Source organism: Bacillus sp. CH140a_4T (assembly GCF_008923725.1).
Classification (GTDB): Bacteria; Bacillota; Bacilli; order Bacillales; family Bacillaceae_G; genus Bacillus_A.
In genome coordinates this window covers 22,394-47,759 of sequence record NZ_WBPF01000021.1, presented here as the reverse complement: position 1 = coordinate 47,759, position 25,366 = coordinate 22,394, and the positions used below count along the sequence as shown (strand labels likewise).

Here is a 25,366-nt window from a genome sequence, read left to right as displayed (position 1 = left end):
TGTTGTGAGACGCAAAATAATTCTCTTGTTTGTGTGTATCGCTATTATAATTGGAGCTGTCGTTCTAATTAATTATTATAAAAAAGATGATCAATGTATCGCGATTGGTAAGTATTCAAGAGGCATTATCGTAGATCAAAATAACGAACCTATATCTAATGTGAAAATTTATGAAGATTCAATTGAAAGTAAGGAACGCAGTATTTCAAATGCAGAAGGTAAATTTGAAATACCACATGGTGTTTGTGGTGAGATTGTATTACAATTAGTTACTCCAAATGGAGAAATATATACAAGGAAATATGATAGTAATCATATATCGGAAGTGATAGAACTGAGTGATAAAAAGTAGAAGAAGAGTGTTACGTTAATACTTTTTAGAGCACTCAATTGCTGAGTGCTCTTTTTGTTTAGGACATAACTGTTTTAAATGGAAATAAACTACCAATAGATGATATCCTTAAAGTAAAGCATTTATTTTGAATAGGAGGATGATGGAGTCCATGGCGGTACGTATAGTCGATGATTTACAGCAATTATCGTTGTTACTAATGTTTTTAAGTACACTTATATTTTACAGATATTTAAAAAAGGTAAGACGAGAGAGAAAATTGACTGGTTTTGAATGGACAATGTATTTTGTCACTCAATTTGCAACATTTATTTGGGCGGTCACTTATTTTATTAAACACTTAGCTGAATCGTAATTTCTATTCATTTCATCTAGTTTACTGTTATCTATTAGGAATATAAATGTAGTCCGTATCTAAATCAATGACAACATCGCTCAAGACGTCTTCTTGTAGTAATTTTGAAATTTTTTCATAGTGGTACCGCACACAAAATAAGATTAGAAGATCTTCACTAGATATTTTTTCATTTTTTACCTTTAAATACATTGTTCTTAATTTCTTAATAGAACAGTTATGGCCTAGAACATACTCATTAATTCCATATCCATCAAATTCAATTATCATGTTATAACTGTTGGGTGCTAGCCAACGTTATAGCTTAAATTTTAGATGAATCTATTGTACATTGTTTGAAATGTAGTGAGAATATTTTTTTATAAAATGTGAGGGTTATAAATGGAACAAAATAAATTAGTTTTAGAAGGGCCTAAACAATTGAATTGGCAGACTGATGAAATTAAGTCTATACAAGATGATGAGGTTATAGTAAAAACAATCGCAGGTGCAATAAGTATTGGAGCAGAGTTACCATAGTATAAAGAATCGGATGTTACAGATACAAATCCTATTTATCCAAGAAAAACTGGATATGAAAGTTTTGGTGAAGTAATTCGAGTTGGTAATAAAGTAACAAATTTAAACGTAGGTGATAAAGTAGTCTCTTTTTATGGACATGAAACGATAGGAATAGTTAAGGGAGATAAAGTAATTCGAGTGCCTAGTTATATAAAACCTAAAGTCTCTTTATTATCTATTCTTTCGTGTGATGCTGCTAAAGGGGTATTGAAACTAGACCCGCGACAGGATGAAAAAGTACTTATTACTGGAATGGGAGTTATCGGTTTACTCGTTTGTTATTTTTTAAACTACCATGTAGGTGTTGAGCATGTGGATGTTGTTGAGCCTAACCAAAATAGAAGAGAATTTGCAAAGAAGTTTGGTGCGAAAAACCTCTTTGATTCAGAAAAGCAAATAATAGAAACATATAATTACGGTTTGGAATGTTCTGCTACAAATAGAGGGTTTCACATATTGCAAAAGGCTATTAATAGTAATGGGGCAATATGTATTCTTTCTGATGGTAATATAGAAGACTTAACATTAACCGACGACTTTTATCGAAAAGAATTGCAGATCATTGGTTCAAGTGACGGATATGATTATCAAAAACATGCAGATTGGTTTTTTAGTCAAATAGAAAGAACTCCATGGATAGAAGAGATTTTTCAACATGATATTCATTATACTGCACTTGAAAAATGTTTTGAGGAATTGAGTGAAGGGATAATTACCCCCTTAAAAGTATTTGTCTCATATGAATAAAATGATCAGGTACATGTCACATAGCTCACGTATGTTTCGTTATTAATATGATAACAAAACGAGGAGTAACATTTATGGGGATTTTTTTGTAAACAGAGAAGATCTTTTGCTCTTTCATTATGAACAAATAGTATATTATCTTTCTCGATGTACATATTAAGTAAAGTGTTTAATATCATGTACGTAAAAGGCGGGGTAATATGGATGAAAATAAGAAAGAAGCATTGAGTAAATTTAAGAAACAATGGTTTAATGAAGATAATCAGCCAGTAGCTGGAATAGAGTTAGCTTTACCACCTGATATAGGCAGCATGTTAGACTCGAAATCAGTTGAAGATCAAAGTGGAGAAAGTAATAATGAATAAGTTTAATTTATATGCATCCATCCGGGTGCTTTTTATTTTTTCTAAATGTAAAAGTTAATATTTAGAAAAAATATTCAACCAATCTTTAAAATAGATATAGGCTTATTAATATGCTATATTCAATGGACCTATAGTGACTGTGGTGAAAAAAGCAGCGTTAAAATTAATAGGTCTTTCATGTGATGCTATACATGAGATAAGAATAAGGAGATAAAAATAAAATGGAATTTTGGGAATCAAGCTTTATTGAGAAACAAACGATGTGGGGTTTTGAACCTACAGAATCTGCAATTTTGACAAAAGATTTTTTTCTAGAAAAGAACGTTAAAGATATACTAGTTCCGGGTATTGGATATGGTAGAAACGCAAAGGTATTTATCGAAAATGGTATAAATGTAACTGGTATTGAAATTTCAAAAACTGCAATTGATTTAGCAAGAGAAAACGGACTAGAAGATGTTAGTATGTATCACGGTTCGGTAAACGAAATGCCTTTTGATAATAAACTTTATGATGGGATATTTAGTCATGCACTTCTTCATTTGTTGAATGAGCAGGATAGAGAGAAATTTATTAAAGATTGTTATAATCAGTTAAAACCAGGTGGATATATGGTGTTCACAACTGTTTCTAAAAAAGCTCCTATGTTTGGAAAAGGAAACCAGTTGGATAAAGACTATTATGAGGTAATGGAGGGCGTAAAAATGTTCTTCTATGACTCTGAATCTGTAAAAAATGATTTTAATAAATATGGATTAGTACAAGTTTCGGAGATTGATGAACCAAATAAGATCATGGAAAATAAACCTGCAATTAATTTCTTAATGATAAAATGTAAGAAAGAACTATAAAAAAAGTTATTAAATAGTATTAAAAATGTTTATATATTGATTATGCACAACTAAAAAGGACAAGCATATAATATAAATACCTTTTAACTTTAAGTAACCTTAACTTTCGTTAATAGGATATCTCAAAATCCCCAAAAAGAGCACTTGCGGAAACAAGTGCTCTTTTATTTTTTGTTTATTTAAGATGATTATCTTTCGTTCAACTAATATGGAATTTAATACCATAAACTTTGGGTAAGGTGGTAAAATGAATAAGAGGATGTATAAGGGGGACGGGGGATTTGAAACTTAAAGAACTGGCGAATTTGTTATTGATTAAAGAGACAGTTGGGGATATGGATGTAGAAATTACGGGCTTAGAAATGGATTCTAGAAAGATAACTAGTGGAAATCTATTTATATGTGTATCAGGCATCGATGGTTTTCTTGAAGATCGACACCAATTTGTTGAAGATGCAGTGAAAAATGGCGCTGTGGCATTAATTGTAGAAAGAGATATAACTATTGAAATACCTAAAATAATTGTTAAAGATGCAAGGTATGCTATGGCAGTTATTGCGTCACATTTCTATGGTTACCCATCTAATAAAATGAAGCTAATTGGAATTACAGGAACAAATGGTAAAACAACTACTTCATATTTACTTGAAAAAATTTTGACTGATTATGGATTTCAAACAGGGCTTATGGGGAATAGCGGAGTGAAAGTTGGTTCGAAATGGTACCCTACTGACATTAATACGCAAGAACCACCAATACTTCAGCGGAATTTGCAAACGATGAAAAATCATAATACAGATTATTGCGTTATGGAAGTTACGTCACAAGGTTTACATATGGAAAGAGTTAAAGGATGTAACTTTAAAACCGCTGTTTTTACAAATTTAACTCAAGATCATTTGGACTACCATGGAACATTTGAGGAATATAAGCATGTAAAAGGTCTTCTATTTTCAAGATTAGGAAATGATTTTTCTACTACAGATAAAAAATTTGTTGTATTGAATGCAGACGATCCGTCGGTAGAATACTTTAAAAAAATCACTTCAGCTGAGGTTATTACATATGGGATACATAATAGAGCTGATGTTCAAGCGAAGAACATAACTTTAAGCCCAAAAGGAATTCGTTTTGTAGTTGCATCTTTTAATGGAGAAATAGAAACCCATCTAAATCTGGTAGGCCGTTTTAATGTATATAATGCATTAGCAGCAATAACAGCTGCATTGGTTGAAGGTATTCCGCTTACAAACATTAGTGACAGTTTATCTAGTGTAAAGAGCATTGAAGGTAGAATGGAAATTATAGACGAAAATCAAGATTTCCTTGTAATCGTGGACTATGCTCATACACCAGATGCGTTAGAAAATGTCCTCTCTACAATTAGCGAGTTTTCAAAAGGTAAAATTATTACTGTTTTCGGTTGCGGTGGAGATAGAGATGCAAAAAAACGATCTATAATGGGTGAAATTGCTGGAAGTTATAGTGATTTTGTTTATATTACTTCTGATAATCCGCGTTCGGAAGACCCAAAGGCAATAATGAAAGATATTGAAAAAGGATTTTCACAGAATAATAATTTGAATTATAAAGTAGAAGTAGATCGTGAACTTGCTATAAATCATGCAATAAACATGGCATCTTCTAATGATATTGTTTTGATTGCTGGGAAGGGGCATGAAACGTATCAAATTTTAAAAGATTCAACTATTCATTTTGATGATAAAGAAAAAGCTCGACAAGCAATTATTAATAAATGAATGAATTCAATTAATAGCTGGATAGTATATCTAATAAAAATAATGTTTTAGATGAAACTAAAACTAATAACGAAGCAATTGTATGAAGAATTTATAATTGAAAGGTAAGGGTGTTTCTATGAATATATGAGGGGAAAACCTTACCTTTTATAGTTTTATTTCTGAAAAACAAATGTTATAGCCTTCGTTTTTAATTGAATATGCCGTTCATCGCGAACAATATCATAGACTAATTCTTTTATTTCAACTTTTATTTCTTGCCAGTCATTATAAATACTTTTTAATAGATGTAGCATATCTTCAGTAGGAAGGTTAATTTCAATTAAAGCATCTAATTCTTCTTTCGTATGTAAGTCAATTTCTTGTATGTTCGAGTTAATAATTAAACAATTGATACCACCAGTTTTTGTGCCTTTTTTCATAGAATGGAGCACGTTTCTTAAATCTTCTTCTGATTTAACATGCTCTAAACTGGATACTGCAACGATATAATCATATGTATTAGGTTGGATGTTGTAGTTTTCAATTGCTGCTTGTTCTGTTTTTATTACTTCAAATACATCAAGTTCTTTACTATAAGTTTGTAATTTTGTTAAAGCGGAATCCAGTAAGTCCACACATATAACAGTGCCGCTAGTATTTTTTATTTTTTGTGCAATTGGAATACTATTTCTTCCGACGCCAGAGCCGAGGTCAAGCACTTGCCAGTTATTTTTTCCTTCAAAGTAATCCATCAAGTCCATAACGTTTTTAACAGGTTTGTAAAGCCAAGAGCCAGTTTCAAATAGTTTGTATTGTTCATAGCAAAGGTCATGATATTTCTTTTCTTCGTTTCTTATGTGATCGATACGATTCATTTAATTTCAGCTCCAATATTTTCAGTCCAACATGGCCCTTCAGCTAAACTAGCTTTAGCATCTAAAACTAATTCTATATTACTGAGCAAGATGTTCACCTCGCTTTATAAGATATTTATATAATTCGATAAGAATAGAGATAAACCTTTAGTCGGAAGATATTAAGATTTGTACTTTGGAAAACTGATTTTCTCACGTGATTAAAAAACGTATAAACATGGAGAGGAAAATGCATATGATGTTTTATGAAATTGTTTGTTTTTCTTGTAAAAATATATTCCGTGTTTACGAGGGCAGTGAAAAATATAAGCGATTTAAAGAAAAGCCAAAAGGTGTATATTGTTGTGATGAATGTAGTCATAAAATTCAATTAGAAGCGATAAAGCATTTATTTAGATAGTGATTTTATTCGGAAAAGTTTGACAGTAAAAGTATTATAATTTATTATATGAAAAACTAATATATAAAATGGCATGGAAGAGAAGAGTAGTTAAGAAAGAATACGTACAGAGAGCTCTGGTAGCTGAGAAAGAGCGGTATACATCTTAATGAAAAAAGACTTGGAGCTGCGCAAGGAACTAATTTGTTTAGGGATGGTGCGACGGGTTCTCCCGTTATAGAGATAGGGTATAAGCATATTTTGCCGTACCTGAAGAGGTTAATATGGCGACGTATTGACAAACTGAGGTGGTACCGCGAAGCTAACAACTCTCGTCCTCAAGATGAATAATCTTGGGGGTGGGAGTTTTTTTATTGTATAAAACTGAAAGAGTGAAAACAAAAAAATTGAGGTGAGTATATGCATTGGGCGTATGAAGTAGCGCATGAATTAATAAGAAAACATCCAAGCAAAGAAACTTTTGTTTGCGCATCTGGAATCAGTCCATCTGGCTCTGTTCATATCGGGAACTTTCGAGAAATAATAACGACTTATTTCGTTGTAAGAGCACTTCAAGATTTAGGGAAAAAGACTCGTTTTATCTTTTCATGGGATGATTATGATAGGTTTAGAAAAGTCCCTAAAAATATTGATCCATCTTTCGCAAAATATATTGGTATGCCATACTGTGATATTCCAGATCCATATGGCTGTCATAATTCGTATGCAGAGCATTTTGAAAAAGAGTTTGAGAAATCACTTCAAGTATTTGGAGTTGAAGCGGAATTCATATATCAACATGCTGAGTATAGAAGCGGAAGGTATAACAAAAATATATTAGAGGCTTTATATAGAAGAAAAGAAATATACGATATTTTAATGAGTTTTAAAACTGGAGAGTGTAGTGAAGAAGAGCGAGAGGGTTTTTATCCTATTACGTTATATTGTGAGAAATGCGAGAAAGATGCAACAATGATTACACATTTTGATGAAGTATTAAAAACAGTACGGTATGAATGTATATGTGGAAATCAAAATGAATTATCGGTATTAAATACAAATAAAATGAAACTGAATTGGAAAATCGATTGGCCGATGAGGTGGATGATAGAGGATGTTATTTTTGAACCGGGCGGAAGAGATCATTCATCGGAAACGGGTAGTTATAATGTATCCAAGGAAATTGCAAGGAAAATATTCAATCGTGAAGCTCCTCATTACGTTGCGTATGATTTCATTGGAATAAAAGGGCATCATGAAAAAATGTCTAGTTCTTCAGGGAATAGTATTACACCTAATGAGTTGTTAAAAGTGTATTTACCAGAAGTGATTCTATTTATGTTTGCTAAATACAGACCAAACGCAGCTTTTCATATCGGTCTTGATGAAGATGTGATTCGCAATTATACAGAATATGAACGATTGAAAGATAGTTATGAAAATAAAACACTCAAAAATGAAGGTTTATTTGATGCAATTAAACTCTCTAGAGTTGATAGCGGGTTTAAAGAATATCCAAAGTTTAATCAAGTAGCTGGAACTTTACCATTATTAAATTTTGATTCATCTATTTTACAAGATACATTAGAAAAAATAGATAGAAGTTATACATTAGATGCTATGATAGCGATATGTAACCGCGTAGAGTATTGGATAAGAAACTTTCAATCTGAAAAATTAATTGCGGTAAATCAAGAGAGAAATACAGAGTTTTATAACACATTAGATGAAAGACAGAAAGAATGGCTAGTAGAAGTTTGTAAAATACTTCGTTCTAACATAGATTACTCTAACTTAATGGAACAATTGTATTCGATTTGTCATCATGAAAATAAAAAAATAATGAAAGAAAATCAAAAACAATTATTTATAATAATTTATAGACTCATAATGAATCAGTCTAGCGGCCCTCGTATACCGTTATTAATACATGTTGTAGGAGTTGAAAAGTTCATCGCATTATTAGATTTCTAACAAAACTAAAAGAAACGCAAGTACTAAGAGATATAAGTACTTGCGTTTCAAATTTTGCTACCGTGAATACATTTTCGGACATTCATCACCACGTGGTTCATAAAAACAATGGCTTTTAAATTGCCCTGCAAATGGCTGGTTATACCATTCAGGCGGACAAGCTCCAACTGGACGGAAATACCAAAGAGCCCATCGTGCTGGCCATCGCCATTCACCTTGTAAAACCTTTCTGGCAATTTCTTTTTCAGAATCACGAGCGCGCTGATAAAAATATCCGTATTGAACTGCTTCAAATCCACCGGGACTTTGATATACTGCATCACGTACAGTTCGAAGTTGTTTAAAATCTAAGCAATCACAAAATACACGATTTACTACTACGCAGCCAACAAGTTGTTCACCTTGTCGTCCTTCACCTTCAGCCTCAGCACGAATTAAACGAGCTAGTAAATCAACATCGCTTTCGTTATATGGAATAAGGGGCATAGTGCTACCACCTTTCTTTACCTGTTATAGTAAAGAGTGTATGTATGAAAATAAGCTAGGTGCTTTTCTATATGTAAATTTATTAATTTTTAAAAGGAGCTTTTATAAAAAACGCTAATTAGTAATTGTAGACCAATATAAAAGGGGAGAGATAAAATGTATCGCATTCATAAAGAACATATCATTTACGCAATGTCACCAGATAATCAGCCTTGTATGGAAGTAGAAGAAGGGAGTCGTCTTGTATTTGAAACATATGATTGTTTTGAAAATCAAATTGACTCTGAAGATGTTGCGTTTCAAGAATTAGATTGGAACCGCATAAATCCAGCAACTGGACCAGTATATATTAAAGGTGCAGAACCTGGTGATATATTAGTTGTAATGATTGAAAAGATTAATATTGCAGAGCAAGGTGTTTTAACTACAGGAACGAATCTTGGCGTAATGGGTGAAGATCTAAACGAAAATACAGTGAAAATTGTCCCAATACATAATGAACATGTTTTGTTTTCAAATGAACTACAAATTCCGATTAATCTAATGATCGGTGTTATTGGTACTGCGCCGAAAGAAGAAAGCATTTCATGTGGCACACCGCATGATCACGGCGGGAATATGGATTGTAAAGAAATAAAAGAAGGGACAACGTTATTATTACCTGTAAATGTTCCTGGTGCTCTATTAGCATTAGGTGATTTACACGCAGCGATGGGTGATGGTGAAATTGGTGTTAGTGGAGTAGAGGTTGCTGGTGAGGTGACGGTAACTGTTCAGATTATAAAAGGAAAGAAATGGCCATTACCAATGGCTATCCAAAAAGAAAAAGTAATGACGATTGCTTCAGAGAAATTGTTAGATGATGCAGCGAATCGTGCTGTACGTAATATGGTGACATTTTTACATGAAGAATTAGAAATGTCTAAAGCTGATGCAACACTTTTATTATCAGCTGCCGGGGATTTAAAAGTATGCCAAGTTGTGGATCCGCTGAAGACTGCTCGGATGGAACTAGGTATGAATTATGTGGAGAAATTGGGATTTACTTTGAGTGAAGTTCATATTAAATAGGAAATAATAGAAGAAGGATGCTTTTGTATAAAAGTATCCTTTTTTGATTTACGGATTATATAAAAAAAGGTAGTATTTATTTTATATAATTAAATATAAGATTGTGGATCGAAAAAGGAGTTAATCAATGGTTAAAATTATGATTGTAGAAGATGATATGAAAATTGCAGAACTATTATCAACACATGTTGTGAAATACGGGTATGAAGGAATTATTGTATCGGATTTTCAAAATGTATTAGACATTTTTTTAGATGAACAACCAGAGTTAGTTTTATTAGATATTAATTTACCAAGTTTTGATGGGTATTATTGGTGTCGTCAAATTCGCGGAGTTTCTACATGTCCGATATTATTTATTTCGGCTCGTGAAGGCACAATGGATCAAGTTATGGCGCTAGAAAACGGTGGCGATGATTTTATTTCGAAGCCTTTCCATTACGAAGTGGTAATGGCTAAAATTCGTAGTCATTTAAGACGTGCTTATGGGGATTATGCACCGAAAATAGAAGAACGGATGATTGAGCAACAAGGTCTTTGTTTATATCCCGAAAGGCTTGTATTGAAGCTTAAGAATCAAGAAATTGATATAACGAGAAATGAAGCTATTTTATTAGAAATATTAATGAAGAATTATCCGCGTGTTGTGAGTAGAGAAGTGCTATTAAATAAATTATGGGATAGCGAATCCTATGTTGATGATAATACATTAAGTGTAAATACAACACGTGTGCGAAAAAAGTTAAAGACGTTACAGATTGAAGATGCAATTGAAACGATTCGTAGTGTCGGTTATAGATTACATATTACTTGGGATACTGGTATGGAAAAATGATAAGATTGTTTATTCGAGATCATATACCACTTATTTGTTTTACAGCAATCCAACTACTAGCCATATTTCTTGTATATTGGTTTGATGGGCATAACCATATTGCAACGGCATTATATGCAATGTTTTTAGGTGCATTTTTTATGGTGAGTTATTTAGTATTTCGTTACTTTACACATCGCTCTTTTTATGAACGATTAGCAAATCCGTTGCACTCTTTAGATGAGTCTGTTCAAAAATCAGATTTTGCAGTTTTATCTACTGCGCTTCAAGACTTGCTTGAGGTACAATATCGCCATTATCAAAATCAACTCCAGATACAAGAGAGAAAAAATAATGATCATTTAACTTTTATGAATCAATGGATACATCAAATGAAAACACCTTTATCTGTAATAGAATTAATTACACAGGATGAAGTCGATCCACGTTTTGAAAGTATAAATGAGGAAACAGATAGATTGAAAAAGGGGTTAGAGATGGCTCTGTATGTTGCACGTTTTGAAGCATTTACACAAGATTTTTATGTAAAGAAAGTACAGCTACATAAAATTGTGAATGATTCCGTGCATGAACATAAACGCTTCTTTATCCGAAACTTTGTATATCCAGAGCTTAAAATAGATAAGGACATTGCTGTAGAAAGTGATGCGAAATGGTTACAATTTTTAATTGGACAAATACTATCGAACGCGATTAAATATTCATCAGGTAGTAGAGAAAAGATTAAAGTGCAAGCTTGTAAGGAAGGTAAGACAGTCATACTTGAAATTGCTGATAATGGTGTAGGTATACCGAAGCAAGATTTACCAAGAGTGTTTAAGCCTTTCTTTACAGGAGAAAATGGTAGAGATTTTAAAGAATCAACTGGAATGGGGCTATATCTTGTATATGAAATTACGAAACAATTAGGACATAGTGTAGAAATTCATTCAGAAGTTGGTAAAGGTACCATTGTACGAATTATATTTTTTAATGTGTAAATAAGTGATCTGGGCTAAAGAACTTTGGAGATAAGTTTTTTAGCCTTATTTTATCCCGCTTTAATGGGCAGTAAGACCCCCACTTCAAAATTCAGCGAAAGCAAAGAAGTTAGGTGGGGGACGGGCTGCCCATAAAAGTACAATTGGTGAGGGCTAATAATTAGTGGGGGTAGTTGATAGCAATTATATGAAATGGTAAAAAGTCATCTTAGTATGTATAATGACACACTAATAAATACGATTGTTAAGTTAGAAGGATTTAGTATAAAGCTGATGAATAGTTTTTGTAAAAAAAGCCATCTCTTTGAAAGAGATAGCTTCATGAATCCATCCTATGAATAAGTGTATCAACATTAATAAGTATAATGTTTGAATTCGTGATATGTATTGTGGATTATAATAGAATTAGTCTTTTGTTTTTTTCATGATATTAAGCAAACAAACTTAATAATTTATATCCAATTAATCCTAAAATAGTGATAGGAACCATCATTAAGAAAGAAGAAATTCGAGTAGCATTAGAGCGTTCTAATACAAGAATCAAGATAATCCCGACTATCACTTCGGTATATCCAACAGGTAACATGTGACTATAGTCTTCAAAATTTAAAAGAATGTGAAGTCCATCCGTTACAAAAACGCCACTAATTAGTGCGCTCCCGAATTTATGAAGTGGATTTGTAGTATCTTTCCATAGAAAACCTGCAATTCCAAAGATAGTTCCTCCTATAAATGCACATACAATCCATACAGATATAAAATAAATAGAGTGAGCTACATTATTAATAACTATTGCATAACCATAATATCCTATTACCATACCGAGTAGTGCAAGGATACCAGAAAGTATAGCTGTACGCTTAGAATAACTAAAGCTAGCCACAAAAAAGGATGGAACTAACCAAACGCTTCCTAGATTAGCTAATGAATTCCAATTTCCTGGAAGTATACCTTGCCCCAATTTAGTTAGTATACCAACAATTATCCCTACTATAATCGGGGTGAGAAAAATCCTTAAAAACATATTTAACTTTGTGATTTTTAATGTTCTGTCCATAAATTCAATCCCTACATTAATATTTTCTGCAAACATATAATAGCTCATCAATCGGAAATAATCAATAAAAGTTTATCGAAAAACAATAAGTGATTATTGGATAACGAATAACATTTTGTTTTTATAATTAGGTGAATAAAATATCAAGAACTCGTTACTCAAGCAATTGGTAAATCAAATAATATATGCAAGTAATGAAATTGCCCAAAACATGTAATTCAACTTAGTGTAAATCTCTCGTATTTTGATGAAATGATTTATGATAAAAAAGAAACGAAAAGGGATTGATGTAGTTTCCTCCTGTTTTTATTTACAATTTATTAGAAGGAGGGCTTTTTTACTAGTTGTGAATGTTAGGGGGATTGTAATGGATATTCGAAAAATGAATTATTTCATAACGGTGGCAGAAGAATTAAATTTTAGCCGTGCGGCAGAGCGTCTCATGATGGCACAACCGCCTTTAAGCCAAGAGATTCGTAAATTAGAAGATGAATTAGGGGTTCAACTTTTTTACCGGACAAAGCGAATGGTTGAGCTTACCGATGCCGGGAAAATATTTTTAGAAGGTGCGCGACAAACGCTGCTTCAAGTAGATAGAACTATTAAAGAAACACAGCTTGCAGATGAAGGAAAGATAGGACATTTAATCATTGGTTTTGTCGATTCTACAGAAACAGTTATAGATATATTTAAAAAATTTCGAGAGCGTTTTCCTAAAATACAGCTCATATTACGCGAGATGACAACAGACCAGCAAATAAAAGCGCTTTATGAAAAACAAATTCATATTGGATTTATTCGCTCTGAGCAAAATAATGAAATATTATCTTCCGAAGTTTGTTCTGAGGAGCGCTTAAAATTGGTATTACATGAAGATCACCCTTTAGTTCCATTACCTAATATTTCTATTAAAGAACTAGTGGATGAACCATTCATTTTATTTCCTCGCCATTTTGGTACTAACTTTTATGATTTAATTATTAGTTACTTTTGGGGACATGGAGTAAGTTTAAATATTGTTCAAGAAGCAATTCAAATGCAAACGATTGTTAATTTAGTTGCATCAGGAATGGGGATTTCTGTCGTTCCATCATCGGTGGAAAGTTATAAAAAATCGGGAGTTATATATAAAGACATTCAGGAACATACACCGGAGATAAACTTATATGTTGGATGGAGACAAGATGAAAAGTCTGTCGTGCTCGAGAACTTCTTAGCAGTTGTTAGAGAGGTTTATACGACTTCACAATTTGAATTTGAAAAGTAAAGGCCCATCTTGATTGGATGGGCAGTAGTGATTTGGGAAAGGTACTATATTTATTGTTAACTCACTGTCGATTTAACCTGTTTTACTTGGATCATACTCAATGAAACCTTTAAGTACACTATCAATTTGATCCATAATTTCAGGTTGCAATGTAACACTAGAAGCAATAACGTTTTCTCTTATTTGTTCCGGAGTTGAAGCGCCAATAATCGCAGATGAAACAGCTGGATTTTGTAATACCCAAGCAACTGCGAGTTGAGGTAGGGTGAGATTATTGTCTTTTGCAATAGGATTAAGTTTTTGTATAGCGGTAAGTACATTATCACTCATCCAACGTTGTACTAGTTTGTTAAAAAACGGTTTTCCTGCATCTGAATTAGCACGTGATTGGGCAGGGATTGGTTTACCTGGTTGATATTTTCCAGTGAGAATACCTTGTGCGAGAGGAGACCACACAACTTGACCAAGTCCTTCACGTTGACATGTAGGTATTATATTTGTTTCGATTACTCGCCACAACATCGAATATTGAGGCTGGCTAGCAATAAGAGGAATGTTCAATTCTCGGGCAAGTGCTGCACCGCGTGTGATTTGCTCCGATGTCCATTCACTTACACCTAAATAAAGGACTTTACCTTGTCTTACAAGATCTGAGAAAGCTAACATCGTTTCTTCAAGAGGAGTTGCAGTATCGAATCGATGTGCATAATAGACATCAATGTAGTCTGTATGTAGCCGTTGTAACGATGCATTACAATTTTCTATAATATGTTTTCGTGATAATCCACGATCATTTTTTCCAGGTCCGGTCGGATGGCATACTTTTGTACAAAGTTCTATACTTTCTCGGCGTATTCCTTTCAAAGAACGACCAAGTACTTCCTCAGCGATAGTGTCCGAATAAACATCTGCAGTATCGAACGTTGTAATTCCAACATCTAATGCGGCTTTCACACATTCATTTGCAGTATCTTCATTTACTTTTCCACCATGGTTTATCCAGTTACCGTATGCAATCTTACTTACTGTTAATCCACTGTTTCCGAGTTTGCTAAATTCCATTGTAGAGTCCCTCCTTAAAAATGATAACTTTATTATAAGAACTGAAATGTAGTCTGTATAATATATAATTAACCTTAAATTTATATAAAAATTATATGGGAGGGGTGGTTAGAAGTTTCTTACTGGGGAAATCTAAAGCAAATAGTACAACAAATGTAATTTGTACTTGTTCAATTTGAAGTTAAGAAATGATAAATAGCCCTTGAAGAAAGCAAACTTTATAACAGCACGTATAATTGCATTTACTCATACAGTACTAGTATGGTACAATATGGTTACTAACGACGGAAAGGAATGATGGGTGGACGATGATTAACTAATCTTATTTTTAAATGTTGAAATTCAATAAATTTCAATTTCTAAAAAATAGGATTAGTCTGCCCAATTTCCATACAACGGTATTGCTATTTATGTTGCGCAATAGCATATTTGGGTATAAATATTTTAACGACTAATCCTGCCAAATTTATTTGGGAGGATTTTTTTATTCTCCCTTAATGAAAGGGATCGGTATTATGAAAGAACTATTAAAATTAAATGATGTTTATGTTGAAATAAAGGAAAATACTTTATTAGAGAAAATGAATGTGACAGTAAGACAAGGGGATGTTATCGGGTTAATTGGTAAAAACGGGGCTGGTAAATCAACGTTACTTCAATTAATAAATGGGAAAATTGAACCATCAAAAGGTACTGTTGAATGGATGCAAATGAATATGACAACAGCATATGTTGAACAAGAAAAAGAATCATTTTTTAGTAAGGATATAGTAGCAAAAGAAGCGGAACTCCTTGCAAAATGGGGCGTGCCAACGAACGATTTTCTAACTTTAAGTGGTGGTGAAAAGCTAAAAGTTCGATTAGCAAAAGGATTTTCTGAAAATCCTAATGTATTAATATTAGACGAACCGACAAATCATTTAGATGAGATGAGTACGGAATTTCTCATTAAACAAATAAAAAATATGAAGGGTACAGTTATCGTCGTATCGCATGACCGATACTTTTTAGATGTTGTCGCAAGTAGAATATGGTCAATTGAGGATAAGAAATTAATTGACCATAGCGGGAATTATACGACTTATATGAAAGCACGTGAGCATAAAAGAATGACGCAGCAGCGTGAATATGAAAAACAACAAAAGAAGATAGAACAAGTAGAAACTCATATAAAAAAATTAAGTTCATGGTCACAAAAGGCACATGCGCAGTCTACAAAACAAGAAGGTGTTAAAGAATTTTATCGTGTAAAGGCGAAGCGAATGGACGCGCAAGTTAAATCGAAACGAAAACGTCTTGAAAAAGAGCTAGAGAAAACGAAAGTAGAACGTGTGAAAGAAGAGTATTCAGTTGAATTTTCTATTCAAGCGAGTAAAAAAGTAGGAAAACGTTTCTTAGAAGTGAAACAATTACGGAAAGAATTTAATAATCGAACATTATTTGAAAATGTTAATTTTACAATCCAGCACGGTGAGAAGGTTGCGATGATTGGACCAAATGGCAGCGGGAAAACAACTTTACTGAAGATGATTATGGGAACAGAAACTGTTGAAGGAGAAGTATGGATTTCACCAGTAGCAAACATCGGTTATTTAACTCAAGAAGTATTTGATTTACCACTCGATAAAACACCAGAAGATTTATTTTATAAAGAAACATTTGAAGAAAGAGGAAAAGTCCAAAATTTAATGAAACATTTAGGTTTCCAAGCTTCTCAATGGAAAGAGCCGATTGAGTATATGAGTATGGGGGAACGAGTAAAATGTAAGCTCATGGCTTATATTTTAGATGAAAAAGATGTACTTATTTTAGATGAACCGACAAATCACCTTGATCTGCCGTCACGTGAACAGCTTGAAGACACATTAGCTGAGTATAACGGAACACTCGTTATCGTTTCTCACGATCGATATTTTCTGGAGAAAACAACTACCGCAAAACTCGTATTTGTAAACAATACGATACAAAAGCAGCTCGAAGAACCTACGAAAACTAGAGATGAAATTGAAGAGCTACGTTTAACGTTAGAAACAGAAAGACAAGAAGTATTAGGGAAATTAAGCTTTTTAACTTCTAAAGACAAAGAATATAAAGAACTAGATGAACGGTTTATGGAACTTACGAAGCAGATTAAGGCACTTTAACGTAAGTAAGGGGGCTTAATTTGGGAGAAGAGAGTTTGACTAAGTTATTTAAAATAGATTGCGGAGATATATCTACAAGAGTTTACGCTCAAAGATGCAGAAAGTATTTATAAAATATCCAATCAACCGGAGATAGAAAAGTTTTTACCGGACTGGAAATCAACGAAAGAACAAAGAGTTAATTGGGTTACAAATGATGAAATACCAGAAAACAAAGCGTTTCTTCATGCAGTTAGAACTACGACTAACATAGATGATCACATATTAAGACTAGGAATATTTAAGAAAACGACTAGTGAATTTGTTGGATGGTGCTGCACAAGTATGAAAGATGAGCTTCCCGCACCGAATAGAGAAATTATGTATGCTGTTTCAAGTGAATATCATAATAATGGATATGCAACGAAAGCAACAAAAGGCTTGATCGGCTATTTGTTTGAAAATACAAATGTGGATGTCCTTAACGCAATTGCATTAATTATTAACGTACCGTCAAATAAAGTTATTGAAAAATGCGGGTTTGCTTATTTGAGTCAACAGACGATAGAAAACCAAATTTATAATCATTATGTATTGAGTAAATCGGAATGGATAAAAAATAGTGCTCTTTAAAAGGAGCGAAAATGTAATGAAATCATTAAAAAGCTTAGAGCTAAAACTCTAAGCTTTTTTACATTGTGTGCTTTTCACCAAAAACAGATGTATCAAGTTGTACAAGCAAGAACCATTTTATAAACAATATATTCGAAAAGGGATTTAGGAAATTTTGTCGAATGTATTCATCTGTGAAAACACTAAATTTTCAATCGAATTATTCTGTAAATGAATTACTTTAAGCTTTAATAAAAGCATAAAGGGAAAAAAGAGTTTGTAACTAAAATTAACGGTAAAGCTTTAGTGGATTACATTTTTTAAAGTATGAAATAGTTTAAAAGAGGGGGGAGAAAGCGTATTATAATTTGGTTTCGTAACTTACCACAAATAAGTATGGATTTATCAGAATGGAATCCTTTTATACAGAATAATTGGCATAGGAACCATTATATGAAGTTTGTATATGTACTTCAAATCATTATTTTTCTAATACCGCATTATTTTAGGGCAAGTTTCACTGATCTTAATATATTTTATCTCATCATCATAGGCATTTTGGTCTTCATCATTCATGAATGTCTACATATTATTGTTATAAATAATAAAGGTGATATTAGCTTAACCCGTAGTGGAATATTTTTTTGGCTAAATACGAATGCAATTCTATCCAAAGCGAGATTTTGGATCTTTATGAGTTTACCCATTATTGTATTATCAGTTGTTCCGGCCATAATTTCATCTTTTGTATCAGGAAATATTAAATCAATCTTATTATTTGTATGTTGGATAAACGCAATGATTTCTGCTTCAGATATATACAATTCTTTGTTAATTGCGATTAAACCGAAGCACTCAATTTTTTGTAGAGGGTATTATAAAGTGAAAGAGAATTAAAATGGTGAGTCAAATACATTTCAATTAAAAAAGGCATAAGTTAAAAATATAACTTTGGGAAGGAAAAGACCGATAAAGTAATCGGTCTTTTCTTTTTCGTATAATAAAGATAGGATATTGTATTTCCTACCACTATACAATTATTATAAGATAGTTATGCGTTAATTTTAATTTGTAAATAGTGTTATTGTCAGTTTTTTTAGAAATCTTACAAGCGTGTAAGATAAATGAAAGATGAATCAATATGAGCTATAAGAGAATTCATTTACACTCTATTGTGAGAAGTGCAAATGAAGGGAGAATAGAAATGGAAATTTTACATGCGAAAAATATTAGTAAAGTATATAAAGGGAAAATACCTTTTAAAGCATTAGTAGATATTGATTTATCAATTCAAGAAGGTGAATTTATAGGAATCATGGGGCCATCCGGTAGCGGGAAAACTACGCTATTAAATATGGTATCTACTATTGATTCTCCGTCCTCAGGAGGAATTTTAATAAATGGTACAAATCCTTTCCAGTTATCATCAGAGGATTTAGCTTTGTTCCGCAGGAAACAATTAGGATTTGTTTTCCAATCATTTAATCTACTTAGCACACTTACAGTAAAGGAAAATATCGTATTGCCGATGACTTTAGATGGTGTTTCTGTGCCAGAAATGAACAAAAGAGTAGAAGAAATTGCAGAAAAGTTAAATATTACAGATATATTGAATAAAAGAACGTTTGAAATTTCAGGGGGACAAGCTCAAAGAACAGCAATTGCTCGTGCAATTGTTCATAAGCCGCAATTATTACTTGCCGATGAACCGACCGGGAATTTAGACTCTAAATCTTCAAATGATGTAATGGAGATGCTCGATACGCTTAATAAGGAAGAAAAGGCAACGATGATGTTAGTTACACATGATCCGTATGCAGCTAGTTTTTGCAGCCGAGTAATCTTCATTAAAGATGGTCAACTATATAACGAAATTTATCGTGGTGAAAGTCGGCAAACCTTTTATCAAAAGATTATGGATGTCCTGTCTTTGTTAGGAGGGAAAAGGCATGACTTTTCGTCAGTTCGCATTTAATAATATTTTTCGAAATAAGCGTACATATGCTGCCCATTTTTTAAGTAGTGCATTTTCGATTATGATTTTCTTTACATATGCACTTTTATTATTCCATCCTGATTTACAGGGGGAGTTGAAATCGACAAGTAAAACAATAAGTACATTTGGTACATTAGGATTTCAAGTATCCCAAGGTTTGATTTTTGTCTTTTCATTCTTTTTCATTCTATATTCAGTGAGCTCGTTTTTAAAAACGCGTAAGAAAGAATTTGGCATTTTAATGATGCAAGGTATGTCAATGAGACAGCTTAAGAAGTTATTGTTAATTGAAAATATGTTAATCGGACTTGGCTCGATTTGTATTGGGATACTCATCGGCCTCATATTTTCTAAACTAGTTTTATTAATCAGTGCCAGTGTATTAATGATTAGTAATGGCTTACCTTTTTATATACCAGTGCAGGCTGTATTATTAACAGTTTTCACGTTTCTTGTCTTATTTTTAATCGTTTCGTTAGTTACATTTAAAACGGTTAAAGTAACCGAACTTGTGGAACTTATTCAAGCTGGAGAAAAGCCAAAGCCTGAACCGAAAGCTTCAAAAATATTATCGTTACTTTCTTTAATTAGTATAGGGTATGGATATATTTCAGTATTTCGCTTTATTCAAAATCATAGTTTTATTATGCTCGGAATGGGTGTGCTCTTAGTAATTATAGGAACGTACTTTTTATATACACAATGTAGCGTTTATATATTGCATCTTGCGAAAAGGAGTGAATCTTTCTTTTTAAAGAGAACAAATATATTAACGTTTTCAGAATTAATTTACCGTATGAAAGATAATGCAACGATGTTTTTTATAGTGTCTATTATTTCAGCGGTTGCTTTTACAGCAATTGGCACTACAGCTGCTATTGGGAATAAAGAATTGGTAAGGATGACAAACCCATATACGTTTCTATATGTAGGACCTGAAAAAGACAAAATGGTGGATAAACATCTCTCGATTATAAAAAAACATCTTGCTGATGCGAATATTCCATATCGAACGGCTTCATCTTCTTATAAATATACAGAAAATAATGTATATGTAATGAAGTTAAGTGAATATAACGACCTTGCGAGAGCACTAGGATATCAACAAGAAATAATTGAAAAAGAAGATGAAATATTGCTAATCCCTGGAATGGTTTCACAAAAACAAGAATTTAAAAATGGTGATTATATAAAGAATATTGAAGTCATTGAAGGAGATTGGACAAAAACATTTCGTGTGAAAAAAGCAGTAGAAAATTTAGTTTTACCACATGATACTAGCGGTATTTTTATTGCAGTTCAAGATCGTGTATATGATGGTATTCCTTTTAAAATCAATCAAGATGATGAAGTTATTCAACATCGTACATACGGATTTGTTGTAGATGACTGGATAAAGACGAAAGAAATTTCAAATCAATTAAATAGTATATTCGATGAAGATGCAAGAGAAGGTAATTTCTATTTTCAAGCTTTGACTTTAAGTTTGTTAGAGGCAAAACAAACGAATGGATTATTACTTATGGCAAGTGTTTTAGTTGGAATCGTCTTCTTCACATTTGCCGCTAGTTTTATTTACTTCCGGTTATATACTGATTTGGATCGCGATCAACAACAATATAAAATGATCTCGAAAATGGGATTAAGTAAACGAGAGTTGAAAAAAGTTGTAACGAGACAGTTATTATTAATGTTCTTTTTACCGATTATCATTGCAGTAATACACACAGTGGTTGCTTATATGGCATTGCAACAATTAGTCGATTTTTCTATTTTAAATAGTTCTATTGTAATTTTAATTTCATTTATCTGTATACAAGTTTTATATTTCTATATAACTCGTTGGCGTTATTTACAAAAGCTTTATAAAACTATGGAACAGTAGGGAATATGAGCAAGTAAGACTGCATAAAAGCATGTAAAAACAATTTGAGTTATGAAAGGAACTGTGATGAAGAAAATATTATCTATTTTCATTTTAAGTATATTAATGTTAATAAGTTTAAGTGCATGCTCTAAAAATGAAAACAGATTTCCGGCTAACGGTGTATTAATCATTGGAGATGAAAATAATACTTTATCAATTATGAATCGTTATCAGGAAATTACGAAAGAAAATGAAGTGTTTTCTGTGAAGACAGGTACATTTGGAATAGGACAAGTAGTAATTTTAAATGAATCTACAGCGCAAGCGTTGATTAAAACAAAGGTTTTTCGTGAAAGAGAGAATGGATCCAAATTTAGACCTATAGATACGTTACCAAAGTTACCAAAAGAAGGATCGCTTTTGTTGGCACAAGAAGATGAAAAAAATTTAAAAAGTATTGAATTAGAAGGAAAGGAGATTGCTGTTAAATACGGTAGTGATGCTTGGATAGGTAACACTCGTAAATATCCAACGCAAGCGTATGTACTTGTAGCAAAAGATAGTGTGTATAAAGAATTAAAAGCAAATGAAACGAAAATGCATCTTCTTCACCTGAACAAGTCTTTAGGTGATGAAAAACCTAAAATGTCGACAGATAATACATTAATAAATGAAAAAGTAAAAGTAGAAAAGTTAATTAAAGATCATCAAGGGGAAGTATCATTTCAGTTTGTAACGATTGGAGAAAAATCTTAAAAAAGAGTTCGAGGTTGATAGAAACTTTATCAACCTCGAACTCTTTTTAGTTTAGGGCATTTAAATAACATAGTTTACATTACTTCATTTAATCGAGTATCGCTCGTTTCTTCAATCGCATTTGAATTTTGAACTGAATTATTTTGAGCTTCTTTTTCTTTACGAGCCTTTTGTAGCATTTCAAGTATGATCCATAAAGGAACACCTTTATCTTTTAACATTTTCCATAAATCTAATTCATTAAATTTATGCTCAGGTTGTTTCATATCTTTTTCAAATGAACGAATATCAAATTTGATTGGATCATTTGATTTTTTATCTTCAAGTTTAGTAGAAGAGATAGTATTGTGCTCAAGATTAGATGGAGTTATTTTAGTAGGTTGAGATAATGTATGAATATTTAATCCGATTTGCATGCCTTTTCCTCCTCCTAAAGTAATGAATTAGTTTTCTTATGATTTTTAAAGCTATTTAACTTGAGGAAACTAAATATAATTATAAATTCGAATAATAAGATTTGCAAGTTGTATTCTAAAAAGTAAATACTTACTTGATTTAATATTTATCAACATTTGTGTATGTTTTCTATATATACAATGTATATAAAATACTTTACATTATGTTTAAGTTAAGAACTCTTTTTTTATAGAAATATGTAAACGTTTTATTAAGGGGGAAAAAGAATGGGGAAGTTAATTTTAAAAATATGTTTTTTCGCATTAGTGACTGTTTTTTCGTTCACAGTAAAAACAACATATGCTGAAGAGAAGCAACAAAATAATTATCCTATCATACTAGTGAATGGATTTGCAGGGTGGGGTAGAGAGGAAATGTTAGGGGTTAAATATTGGGGTGGTGTTCATGATATACAAGAAGATTTAAAAAGAAGTGGATATACAGTACATACTGCTGCTGTTGGACCTGTTTCGAGTAACTGGGATCGTGCATGTGAATTATATGCGCAAATTAATGGTGGTACAGTAGACTACGGTGCCGCACATGCTGAGAAACATGGACATAATCGTTTTGGCAGAACTTATAGTGGTTTTGCATCGAATTGGAGTGAAACAAATAAAGTTCATTTAGTTGGGCATAGCATGGGTGGACAAACGATTAGAACATTAGTACAGCTATTAAAAGAAGGTAGTTTTGAAGAAAAAAATTATGTAAAAAATCATCCGAACACGAATATTTCACCACTATTTGAGGGCAAGAAATCATTTGTTCATAGTGTGACAACATTAGCAACTCCTCACAATGGTACGACACTTGCGGATGGTAGTCTTCTAGTACCGTTCGTTAAAGATTTGCTCATTACAGCTGCAAGTTTGGGAGGGAATAATAATTTATCGTTATATGATTTTAAATTGGATCAATGGGGTATAAAAAAGAATACTGGAGAGTCTTTTTTCCAATACACTGATCGTATTGGAAATAGTTCACTTTGGAAAGATACAAAAGATATAAGTCAATGGGATTTAAGTACAGATGGTGCAAAGGAGCTTAATAATTGGGTAAAGACGCAATCTGATGTGTATTACTTATCCTATAGTGGACATGCATCACAGGCGGCACCTATAACAGGTTTACATCTACCTCATATAACGATGAATAAAGTGTTAATGGGGAATGCATTTTTCTTAGGTTCTTATGCAAGATATGAAGAAAACCGTCCATTCATTGATACTTCTTGGTGGCAAAATGACGGTGTAGTAAATACAAATTCTATGATCGCGCCTTCTTCTAATACTGATGTAAATAATAATGAGATTTTACAGATTGGAAAATGGAATCATATAGAAACGAAAGCAAATTGGGACCATCTCGATATGGTAGGACTTAGTGTTTCAGACATGTTAGGTTTTTCTAGCATTCAAGAGTTTTATAGAACAATTGCAGAAAAGTTATCAAGATTACCAAAATAGATAATAATAAAGCGCTCTCGATGGAATTCGAGGGCGCTTTATATTATATTGAAAGAGGGATTTGGTAGAAAAATATGGGGGGATATTATGAAAATTCAAGTTGTATTATCAGGATATGGAACAGTTGGCAGAGAGTTTGTAAAATTATTAAACGAAAAATATTCATATATATATGAAACATATGGGATTCAATTAATTGTAAGTGGCGTGTTAGGTAGAAATGTTGCAATTCATAATGAGGATGGCTTATCTATTCATCACTTATTAAGGTATGGTGGCGGTAGCTCTGCTATTGAAGAATATATTGAACATTATCCGAAGGAACGAGCAACAGATAACATAAGTGGTACTGTACTGGTGGAATCGACTGTTACAAATCTTAAAGATGGAAATCCAGGAAAGCAATATATAAAACAAGCGATTGAGAAACATATGGATATAGTAGCAATTTCAAAAGGTGCGCTCGTTACAAACTGGAGAGAAATAAATGAAGCAGCAAAAATCGCAAATGTACGAATTCGATATAGTGGTGCAACTGCTGCGGCATTACCGACACTAGATATTGGGCAATTTAGTTTAGCTGGATGCCATATCGAAAAAATAGAAGGAATATTAAACGGGACTACAAATTATATTCTCTCGAAAATGAATGAGGAAGATATTACGTTTGAAGAAGCACTGAAAGAGGCGCAAAGTAAAGGAATTGCTGAGACGAACCCAATATTAGATGTAAGTGGTTCTGATAGTGCGTGTAAATTGTTACTTTTAACAAACAGTTTAATGGGAACAGAGAATGCGCTTTCAGATATACATATAAAAGGAATCGAACATGTTACACTACAACAAATTCGAAATGCTAAGGAACATAATAAATATATTAAATTAATAGCTTCTGCATATAAGGATCAGTTTGGAAATGTGGCTCTTCATGTGGAACCGCGCGAAATAGATAAAGATCATCCGCTGGCAAAAGTAAATAGGACAGAAAAAGGGATTACGTTCTTTACAGATACGATGGGGCAAGTTACTACAATTGGTGGTGCTTCTAATCCACGCGGAGCCGCAGCAGCAGCTTTAAAAGATATAATTAACTTATATCGTAAAGATTTGTCACGTATTAACGGGTAG

The 25,366-nt window shown here is 32.5% G+C and carries 27 protein-coding genes, 1 pseudogene and 1 other annotated feature; of the genes and pseudogenes, 22 read left to right on the top strand and 6 right to left on the bottom strand.

Annotated features, from left to right (window positions below; genetic code table 11):
* Positions 1 to 4 precede the first annotated feature (4 nt).
* Together F8162_RS22085 and F8162_RS22080 are read left to right on the top strand one after the other, a co-directional pair.
* A complete protein-coding gene (locus F8162_RS22085; protein WP_151630472.1) occupies positions 5 to 352 on the top strand; it encodes a carboxypeptidase regulatory-like domain-containing protein in 348 nt (115 codons plus the stop codon).
* Positions 353 to 503: 151 nt separating this feature from the next.
* Positions 504 to 707, top strand: a complete 204-nt coding sequence (locus F8162_RS22080; protein ID WP_098094898.1) for a hypothetical protein — start codon at positions 504 to 506, stop codon at positions 705 to 707.
* Between the two features lie 27 nt (positions 708 to 734).
* Here the strand turns inward: F8162_RS22080 and F8162_RS22075 are convergent, their stop codons facing one another.
* Positions 735 to 977 carry a hypothetical protein gene (locus F8162_RS22075; protein ID WP_151630473.1) on the bottom strand — a complete coding sequence of 81 codons (243 nt, stop codon included), beginning with the start codon at positions 975 to 977 and terminating at the stop codon, positions 735 to 737.
* A gap of 111 nt (positions 978 to 1,088) precedes the next feature.
* Here F8162_RS22075 and F8162_RS29490 point away from each other — a divergent pair, with 111 nt between their 5' ends.
* The 6 genes from F8162_RS29490 (at position 1,089) to F8162_RS22055 (ending at position 4,991) form a co-directional block, all read left to right on the top strand.
* Positions 1,089 to 1,226 (top strand): hypothetical protein, encoded by a 138-nt coding sequence (locus F8162_RS29490; protein ID WP_192797657.1) that lies wholly within the window; start codon positions 1,089 to 1,091, stop codon positions 1,224 to 1,226.
* An 8-nt stretch (positions 1,227 to 1,234) separates the two neighbouring features.
* Positions 1,235 to 1,285 carry a KxYKxGKxW signal peptide domain-containing protein gene (locus F8162_RS29485; protein ID WP_115735470.1) on the top strand — a complete coding sequence of 17 codons (51 nt, stop codon included), beginning with the start codon at positions 1,235 to 1,237 and terminating at the stop codon, positions 1,283 to 1,285.
* Positions 1,286 to 1,406: 121 nt separating this feature from the next.
* On the top strand, positions 1,407 to 2,015 hold the full coding sequence (locus tag F8162_RS22065) for a zinc-binding dehydrogenase (protein WP_151630474.1): 609 nt from the start codon (positions 1,407 to 1,409) through the stop codon (positions 2,013 to 2,015).
* Between the two features lie 200 nt (positions 2,016 to 2,215).
* The gene (locus F8162_RS28870; RefSeq protein WP_192797656.1) at positions 2,216 to 2,380 is read left to right on the top strand and encodes a hypothetical protein; all 165 of its coding nucleotides are present in this window, start codon (positions 2,216 to 2,218) and stop codon (positions 2,378 to 2,380) included.
* 221 nt (positions 2,381 to 2,601) lie between these two features.
* Entirely contained in the window at positions 2,602 to 3,231 is a 630-nt protein-coding gene (locus tag F8162_RS22060; RefSeq protein WP_151630475.1) for a class I SAM-dependent methyltransferase, read from the top strand.
* Between the two features lie 281 nt (positions 3,232 to 3,512).
* Positions 3,513 to 4,991, top strand: a complete 1,479-nt coding sequence (locus F8162_RS22055; protein ID WP_151630476.1) for a UDP-N-acetylmuramoyl-L-alanyl-D-glutamate--2,6-diaminopimelate ligase — start codon at positions 3,513 to 3,515, stop codon at positions 4,989 to 4,991.
* Between the two features lie 155 nt (positions 4,992 to 5,146).
* On the opposite strand, the gene F8162_RS22050 is transcribed toward F8162_RS22055, so the two are convergent.
* Positions 5,147 to 5,848 (bottom strand): class I SAM-dependent methyltransferase, encoded by a 702-nt coding sequence (locus F8162_RS22050; RefSeq protein ID WP_151630477.1) that lies wholly within the window; start codon positions 5,846 to 5,848, stop codon positions 5,147 to 5,149.
* Positions 5,849 to 6,077: 229 nt separating this feature from the next.
* Between F8162_RS22050 and F8162_RS22045 the strand changes: the two genes are divergently transcribed.
* Entirely contained in the window at positions 6,078 to 6,248 is a 171-nt protein-coding gene (locus tag F8162_RS22045; RefSeq protein WP_142313113.1) for a DUF2197 domain-containing protein, read from the top strand.
* 65 nt (positions 6,249 to 6,313) lie between these two features.
* Positions 6,314 to 6,570: a binding site (T-box leader), on the top strand.
* A 77-nt stretch (positions 6,571 to 6,647) separates the two neighbouring features.
* Complete coding sequence (gene lysS / locus F8162_RS22040) at positions 6,648 to 8,201, top strand: lysine--tRNA ligase (protein WP_151630478.1); 1,554 nt, start codon at positions 6,648 to 6,650, stop codon at positions 8,199 to 8,201.
* 57 nt (positions 8,202 to 8,258) lie between these two features.
* Here the strand turns inward: lysS and F8162_RS22035 are convergent, their stop codons facing one another.
* On the bottom strand, positions 8,259 to 8,687 hold the full coding sequence (locus F8162_RS22035) for a cell wall hydrolase (RefSeq protein ID WP_151630479.1): 429 nt from the start codon (positions 8,685 to 8,687) through the stop codon (positions 8,259 to 8,261).
* 156 nt (positions 8,688 to 8,843) lie between these two features.
* Here F8162_RS22035 and F8162_RS22030 point away from each other — a divergent pair, with 156 nt between their 5' ends.
* From F8162_RS22030 to F8162_RS22020, 3 genes are all read left to right on the top strand, one after another.
* Positions 8,844 to 9,758 carry an acetamidase/formamidase family protein gene (locus tag F8162_RS22030; protein WP_151630480.1) on the top strand — a complete coding sequence of 305 codons (915 nt, stop codon included), beginning with the start codon at positions 8,844 to 8,846 and terminating at the stop codon, positions 9,756 to 9,758.
* Between the two features lie 127 nt (positions 9,759 to 9,885).
* Positions 9,886 to 10,593: a response regulator transcription factor gene (locus tag F8162_RS22025; protein WP_151630481.1), complete on the top strand. Its 708-nt coding sequence runs from the start codon at positions 9,886 to 9,888 to the stop codon at positions 10,591 to 10,593.
* Positions 10,590 to 11,573 carry a sensor histidine kinase gene (locus tag F8162_RS22020; RefSeq protein WP_151630482.1) on the top strand — a complete coding sequence of 328 codons (984 nt, stop codon included), beginning with the start codon at positions 10,590 to 10,592 and terminating at the stop codon, positions 11,571 to 11,573. The genes F8162_RS22025 and F8162_RS22020 overlap by 4 nt, the downstream gene beginning before the upstream one ends.
* 430 nt (positions 11,574 to 12,003) lie before the next feature.
* Here the strand turns inward: F8162_RS22020 and F8162_RS22015 are convergent, their stop codons facing one another.
* Positions 12,004 to 12,630, bottom strand: a complete 627-nt coding sequence (locus F8162_RS22015; protein ID WP_151630522.1) for a DUF6518 family protein — start codon at positions 12,628 to 12,630, stop codon at positions 12,004 to 12,006.
* A 367-nt stretch (positions 12,631 to 12,997) separates the two neighbouring features.
* Here F8162_RS22015 and F8162_RS22010 point away from each other — a divergent pair, with 367 nt between their 5' ends.
* A complete protein-coding gene (locus F8162_RS22010) occupies positions 12,998 to 13,897 on the top strand; it encodes a LysR family transcriptional regulator (RefSeq protein ID WP_151630483.1) in 900 nt (299 codons plus the stop codon).
* Positions 13,898 to 13,969: 72 nt separating this feature from the next.
* Here F8162_RS22010 and F8162_RS22005 read toward each other — a convergent pair whose 3' ends face one another.
* A complete protein-coding gene (locus F8162_RS22005; protein ID WP_151630484.1) occupies positions 13,970 to 14,959 on the bottom strand; it encodes an aldo/keto reductase family protein in 990 nt (329 codons plus the stop codon).
* 515 nt (positions 14,960 to 15,474) lie between these two features.
* Here F8162_RS22005 and abc-f point away from each other — a divergent pair.
* The 6 genes and pseudogenes from abc-f to F8162_RS21975 all read left to right on the top strand — a co-directional run bounded on the left by abc-f (position 15,475) and on the right by F8162_RS21975 (position 22,313).
* Positions 15,475 to 17,103: a ribosomal protection-like ABC-F family protein gene (gene abc-f, locus F8162_RS22000; RefSeq protein WP_151630485.1), complete on the top strand. Its 1,629-nt coding sequence runs from the start codon at positions 15,475 to 15,477 to the stop codon at positions 17,101 to 17,103.
* 20 nt (positions 17,104 to 17,123) lie between these two features.
* Positions 17,124 to 17,715 (top strand): annotated as a pseudogene (locus F8162_RS21995) (GNAT family N-acetyltransferase).
* A gap of 375 nt (positions 17,716 to 18,090) precedes the next feature.
* Complete coding sequence (locus tag F8162_RS21990; protein ID WP_151630486.1) at positions 18,091 to 18,591, top strand: DUF3267 domain-containing protein; 501 nt, start codon at positions 18,091 to 18,093, stop codon at positions 18,589 to 18,591.
* 307 nt (positions 18,592 to 18,898) lie between these two features.
* A complete protein-coding gene (locus F8162_RS21985; protein WP_151630487.1) occupies positions 18,899 to 19,669 on the top strand; it encodes an ABC transporter ATP-binding protein in 771 nt (256 codons plus the stop codon).
* Positions 19,644 to 21,575, top strand: a complete 1,932-nt coding sequence (locus F8162_RS21980; RefSeq protein WP_151630488.1) for an ABC transporter permease — start codon at positions 19,644 to 19,646, stop codon at positions 21,573 to 21,575. The genes F8162_RS21985 and F8162_RS21980 overlap by 26 nt, the downstream gene beginning before the upstream one ends.
* A gap of 66 nt (positions 21,576 to 21,641) precedes the next feature.
* On the top strand, positions 21,642 to 22,313 hold the full coding sequence (locus tag F8162_RS21975; protein ID WP_151630489.1) for a lipoprotein BA_5634 family protein: 672 nt from the start codon (positions 21,642 to 21,644) through the stop codon (positions 22,311 to 22,313).
* Between the two features lie 74 nt (positions 22,314 to 22,387).
* On the opposite strand, the gene F8162_RS21970 is transcribed toward F8162_RS21975, so the two are convergent.
* Positions 22,388 to 22,729, bottom strand: a complete 342-nt coding sequence (locus tag F8162_RS21970) for a DUF3914 domain-containing protein (protein ID WP_151630490.1) — start codon at positions 22,727 to 22,729, stop codon at positions 22,388 to 22,390.
* A gap of 267 nt (positions 22,730 to 22,996) precedes the next feature.
* Here F8162_RS21970 and F8162_RS21965 point away from each other — a divergent pair, with 267 nt between their 5' ends.
* Together F8162_RS21965 and F8162_RS21960 are read left to right on the top strand one after the other, a co-directional pair.
* Complete coding sequence (locus F8162_RS21965) at positions 22,997 to 24,238, top strand: esterase/lipase family protein (protein WP_151630491.1); 1,242 nt, start codon at positions 22,997 to 22,999, stop codon at positions 24,236 to 24,238.
* A gap of 87 nt (positions 24,239 to 24,325) precedes the next feature.
* On the top strand, positions 24,326 to 25,366 hold the full coding sequence (locus F8162_RS21960) for a homoserine dehydrogenase (protein WP_192797654.1): 1,041 nt from the start codon (positions 24,326 to 24,328) through the stop codon (positions 25,364 to 25,366).

Excerpts from the sequence above, each read along its gene's own strand:
- F8162_RS22080 (WP_098094898.1), top strand. The coding sequence starts at position 504 with ATGGCGGTACGTATAGTCGATGATTTACAGCAATTATCGTTGTTACTA.
- F8162_RS22075 (WP_151630473.1), bottom strand. The coding sequence starts at position 977 with ATGATAATTGAATTTGATGGATATGGAATTAATGAGTATGTTCTAGGC.
- F8162_RS29490 (WP_192797657.1), top strand. The coding sequence starts at position 1,089 with ATGGAACAAAATAAATTAGTTTTAGAAGGGCCTAAACAATTGAATTGG.
- F8162_RS28870 (WP_192797656.1), top strand. The coding sequence starts at position 2,216 with ATGGATGAAAATAAGAAAGAAGCATTGAGTAAATTTAAGAAACAATGG.
- F8162_RS22060 (WP_151630475.1), top strand. The coding sequence starts at position 2,602 with ATGGAATTTTGGGAATCAAGCTTTATTGAGAAACAAACGATGTGGGGT.
- F8162_RS22050 (WP_151630477.1), bottom strand. The coding sequence starts at position 5,848 with ATGAATCGTATCGATCACATAAGAAACGAAGAAAAGAAATATCATGAC.
- F8162_RS22045 (WP_142313113.1), top strand. The coding sequence starts at position 6,078 with ATGCATATGATGTTTTATGAAATTGTTTGTTTTTCTTGTAAAAATATA.
- lysS (WP_151630478.1), top strand. The coding sequence starts at position 6,648 with ATGCATTGGGCGTATGAAGTAGCGCATGAATTAATAAGAAAACATCCA.
- F8162_RS22035 (WP_151630479.1), bottom strand. The coding sequence starts at position 8,687 with ATGCCCCTTATTCCATATAACGAAAGCGATGTTGATTTACTAGCTCGT.
- F8162_RS22030 (WP_151630480.1), top strand. The coding sequence starts at position 8,844 with ATGTATCGCATTCATAAAGAACATATCATTTACGCAATGTCACCAGAT.
- F8162_RS22025 (WP_151630481.1), top strand. The coding sequence starts at position 9,886 with ATGGTTAAAATTATGATTGTAGAAGATGATATGAAAATTGCAGAACTA.
- F8162_RS22020 (WP_151630482.1), top strand. The coding sequence starts at position 10,590 with ATGATAAGATTGTTTATTCGAGATCATATACCACTTATTTGTTTTACA.
- F8162_RS22015 (WP_151630522.1), bottom strand. The coding sequence starts at position 12,630 with ATGGACAGAACATTAAAAATCACAAAGTTAAATATGTTTTTAAGGATT.
- F8162_RS22010 (WP_151630483.1), top strand. The coding sequence starts at position 12,998 with ATGGATATTCGAAAAATGAATTATTTCATAACGGTGGCAGAAGAATTA.
- F8162_RS22005 (WP_151630484.1), bottom strand. The coding sequence starts at position 14,959 with ATGGAATTTAGCAAACTCGGAAACAGTGGATTAACAGTAAGTAAGATT.
- abc-f (WP_151630485.1), top strand. The coding sequence starts at position 15,475 with ATGAAAGAACTATTAAAATTAAATGATGTTTATGTTGAAATAAAGGAA.
- F8162_RS21990 (WP_151630486.1), top strand. The coding sequence starts at position 18,091 with ATGGATTTATCAGAATGGAATCCTTTTATACAGAATAATTGGCATAGG.
- F8162_RS21985 (WP_151630487.1), top strand. The coding sequence starts at position 18,899 with ATGGAAATTTTACATGCGAAAAATATTAGTAAAGTATATAAAGGGAAA.
- F8162_RS21980 (WP_151630488.1), top strand. The coding sequence starts at position 19,644 with ATGACTTTTCGTCAGTTCGCATTTAATAATATTTTTCGAAATAAGCGT.
- F8162_RS21975 (WP_151630489.1), top strand. The coding sequence starts at position 21,642 with ATGAAGAAAATATTATCTATTTTCATTTTAAGTATATTAATGTTAATA.
- F8162_RS21970 (WP_151630490.1), bottom strand. The coding sequence starts at position 22,729 with ATGCAAATCGGATTAAATATTCATACATTATCTCAACCTACTAAAATA.
- F8162_RS21965 (WP_151630491.1), top strand. The coding sequence starts at position 22,997 with ATGGGGAAGTTAATTTTAAAAATATGTTTTTTCGCATTAGTGACTGTT.
- F8162_RS21960 (WP_192797654.1), top strand. The coding sequence starts at position 24,326 with ATGAAAATTCAAGTTGTATTATCAGGATATGGAACAGTTGGCAGAGAG.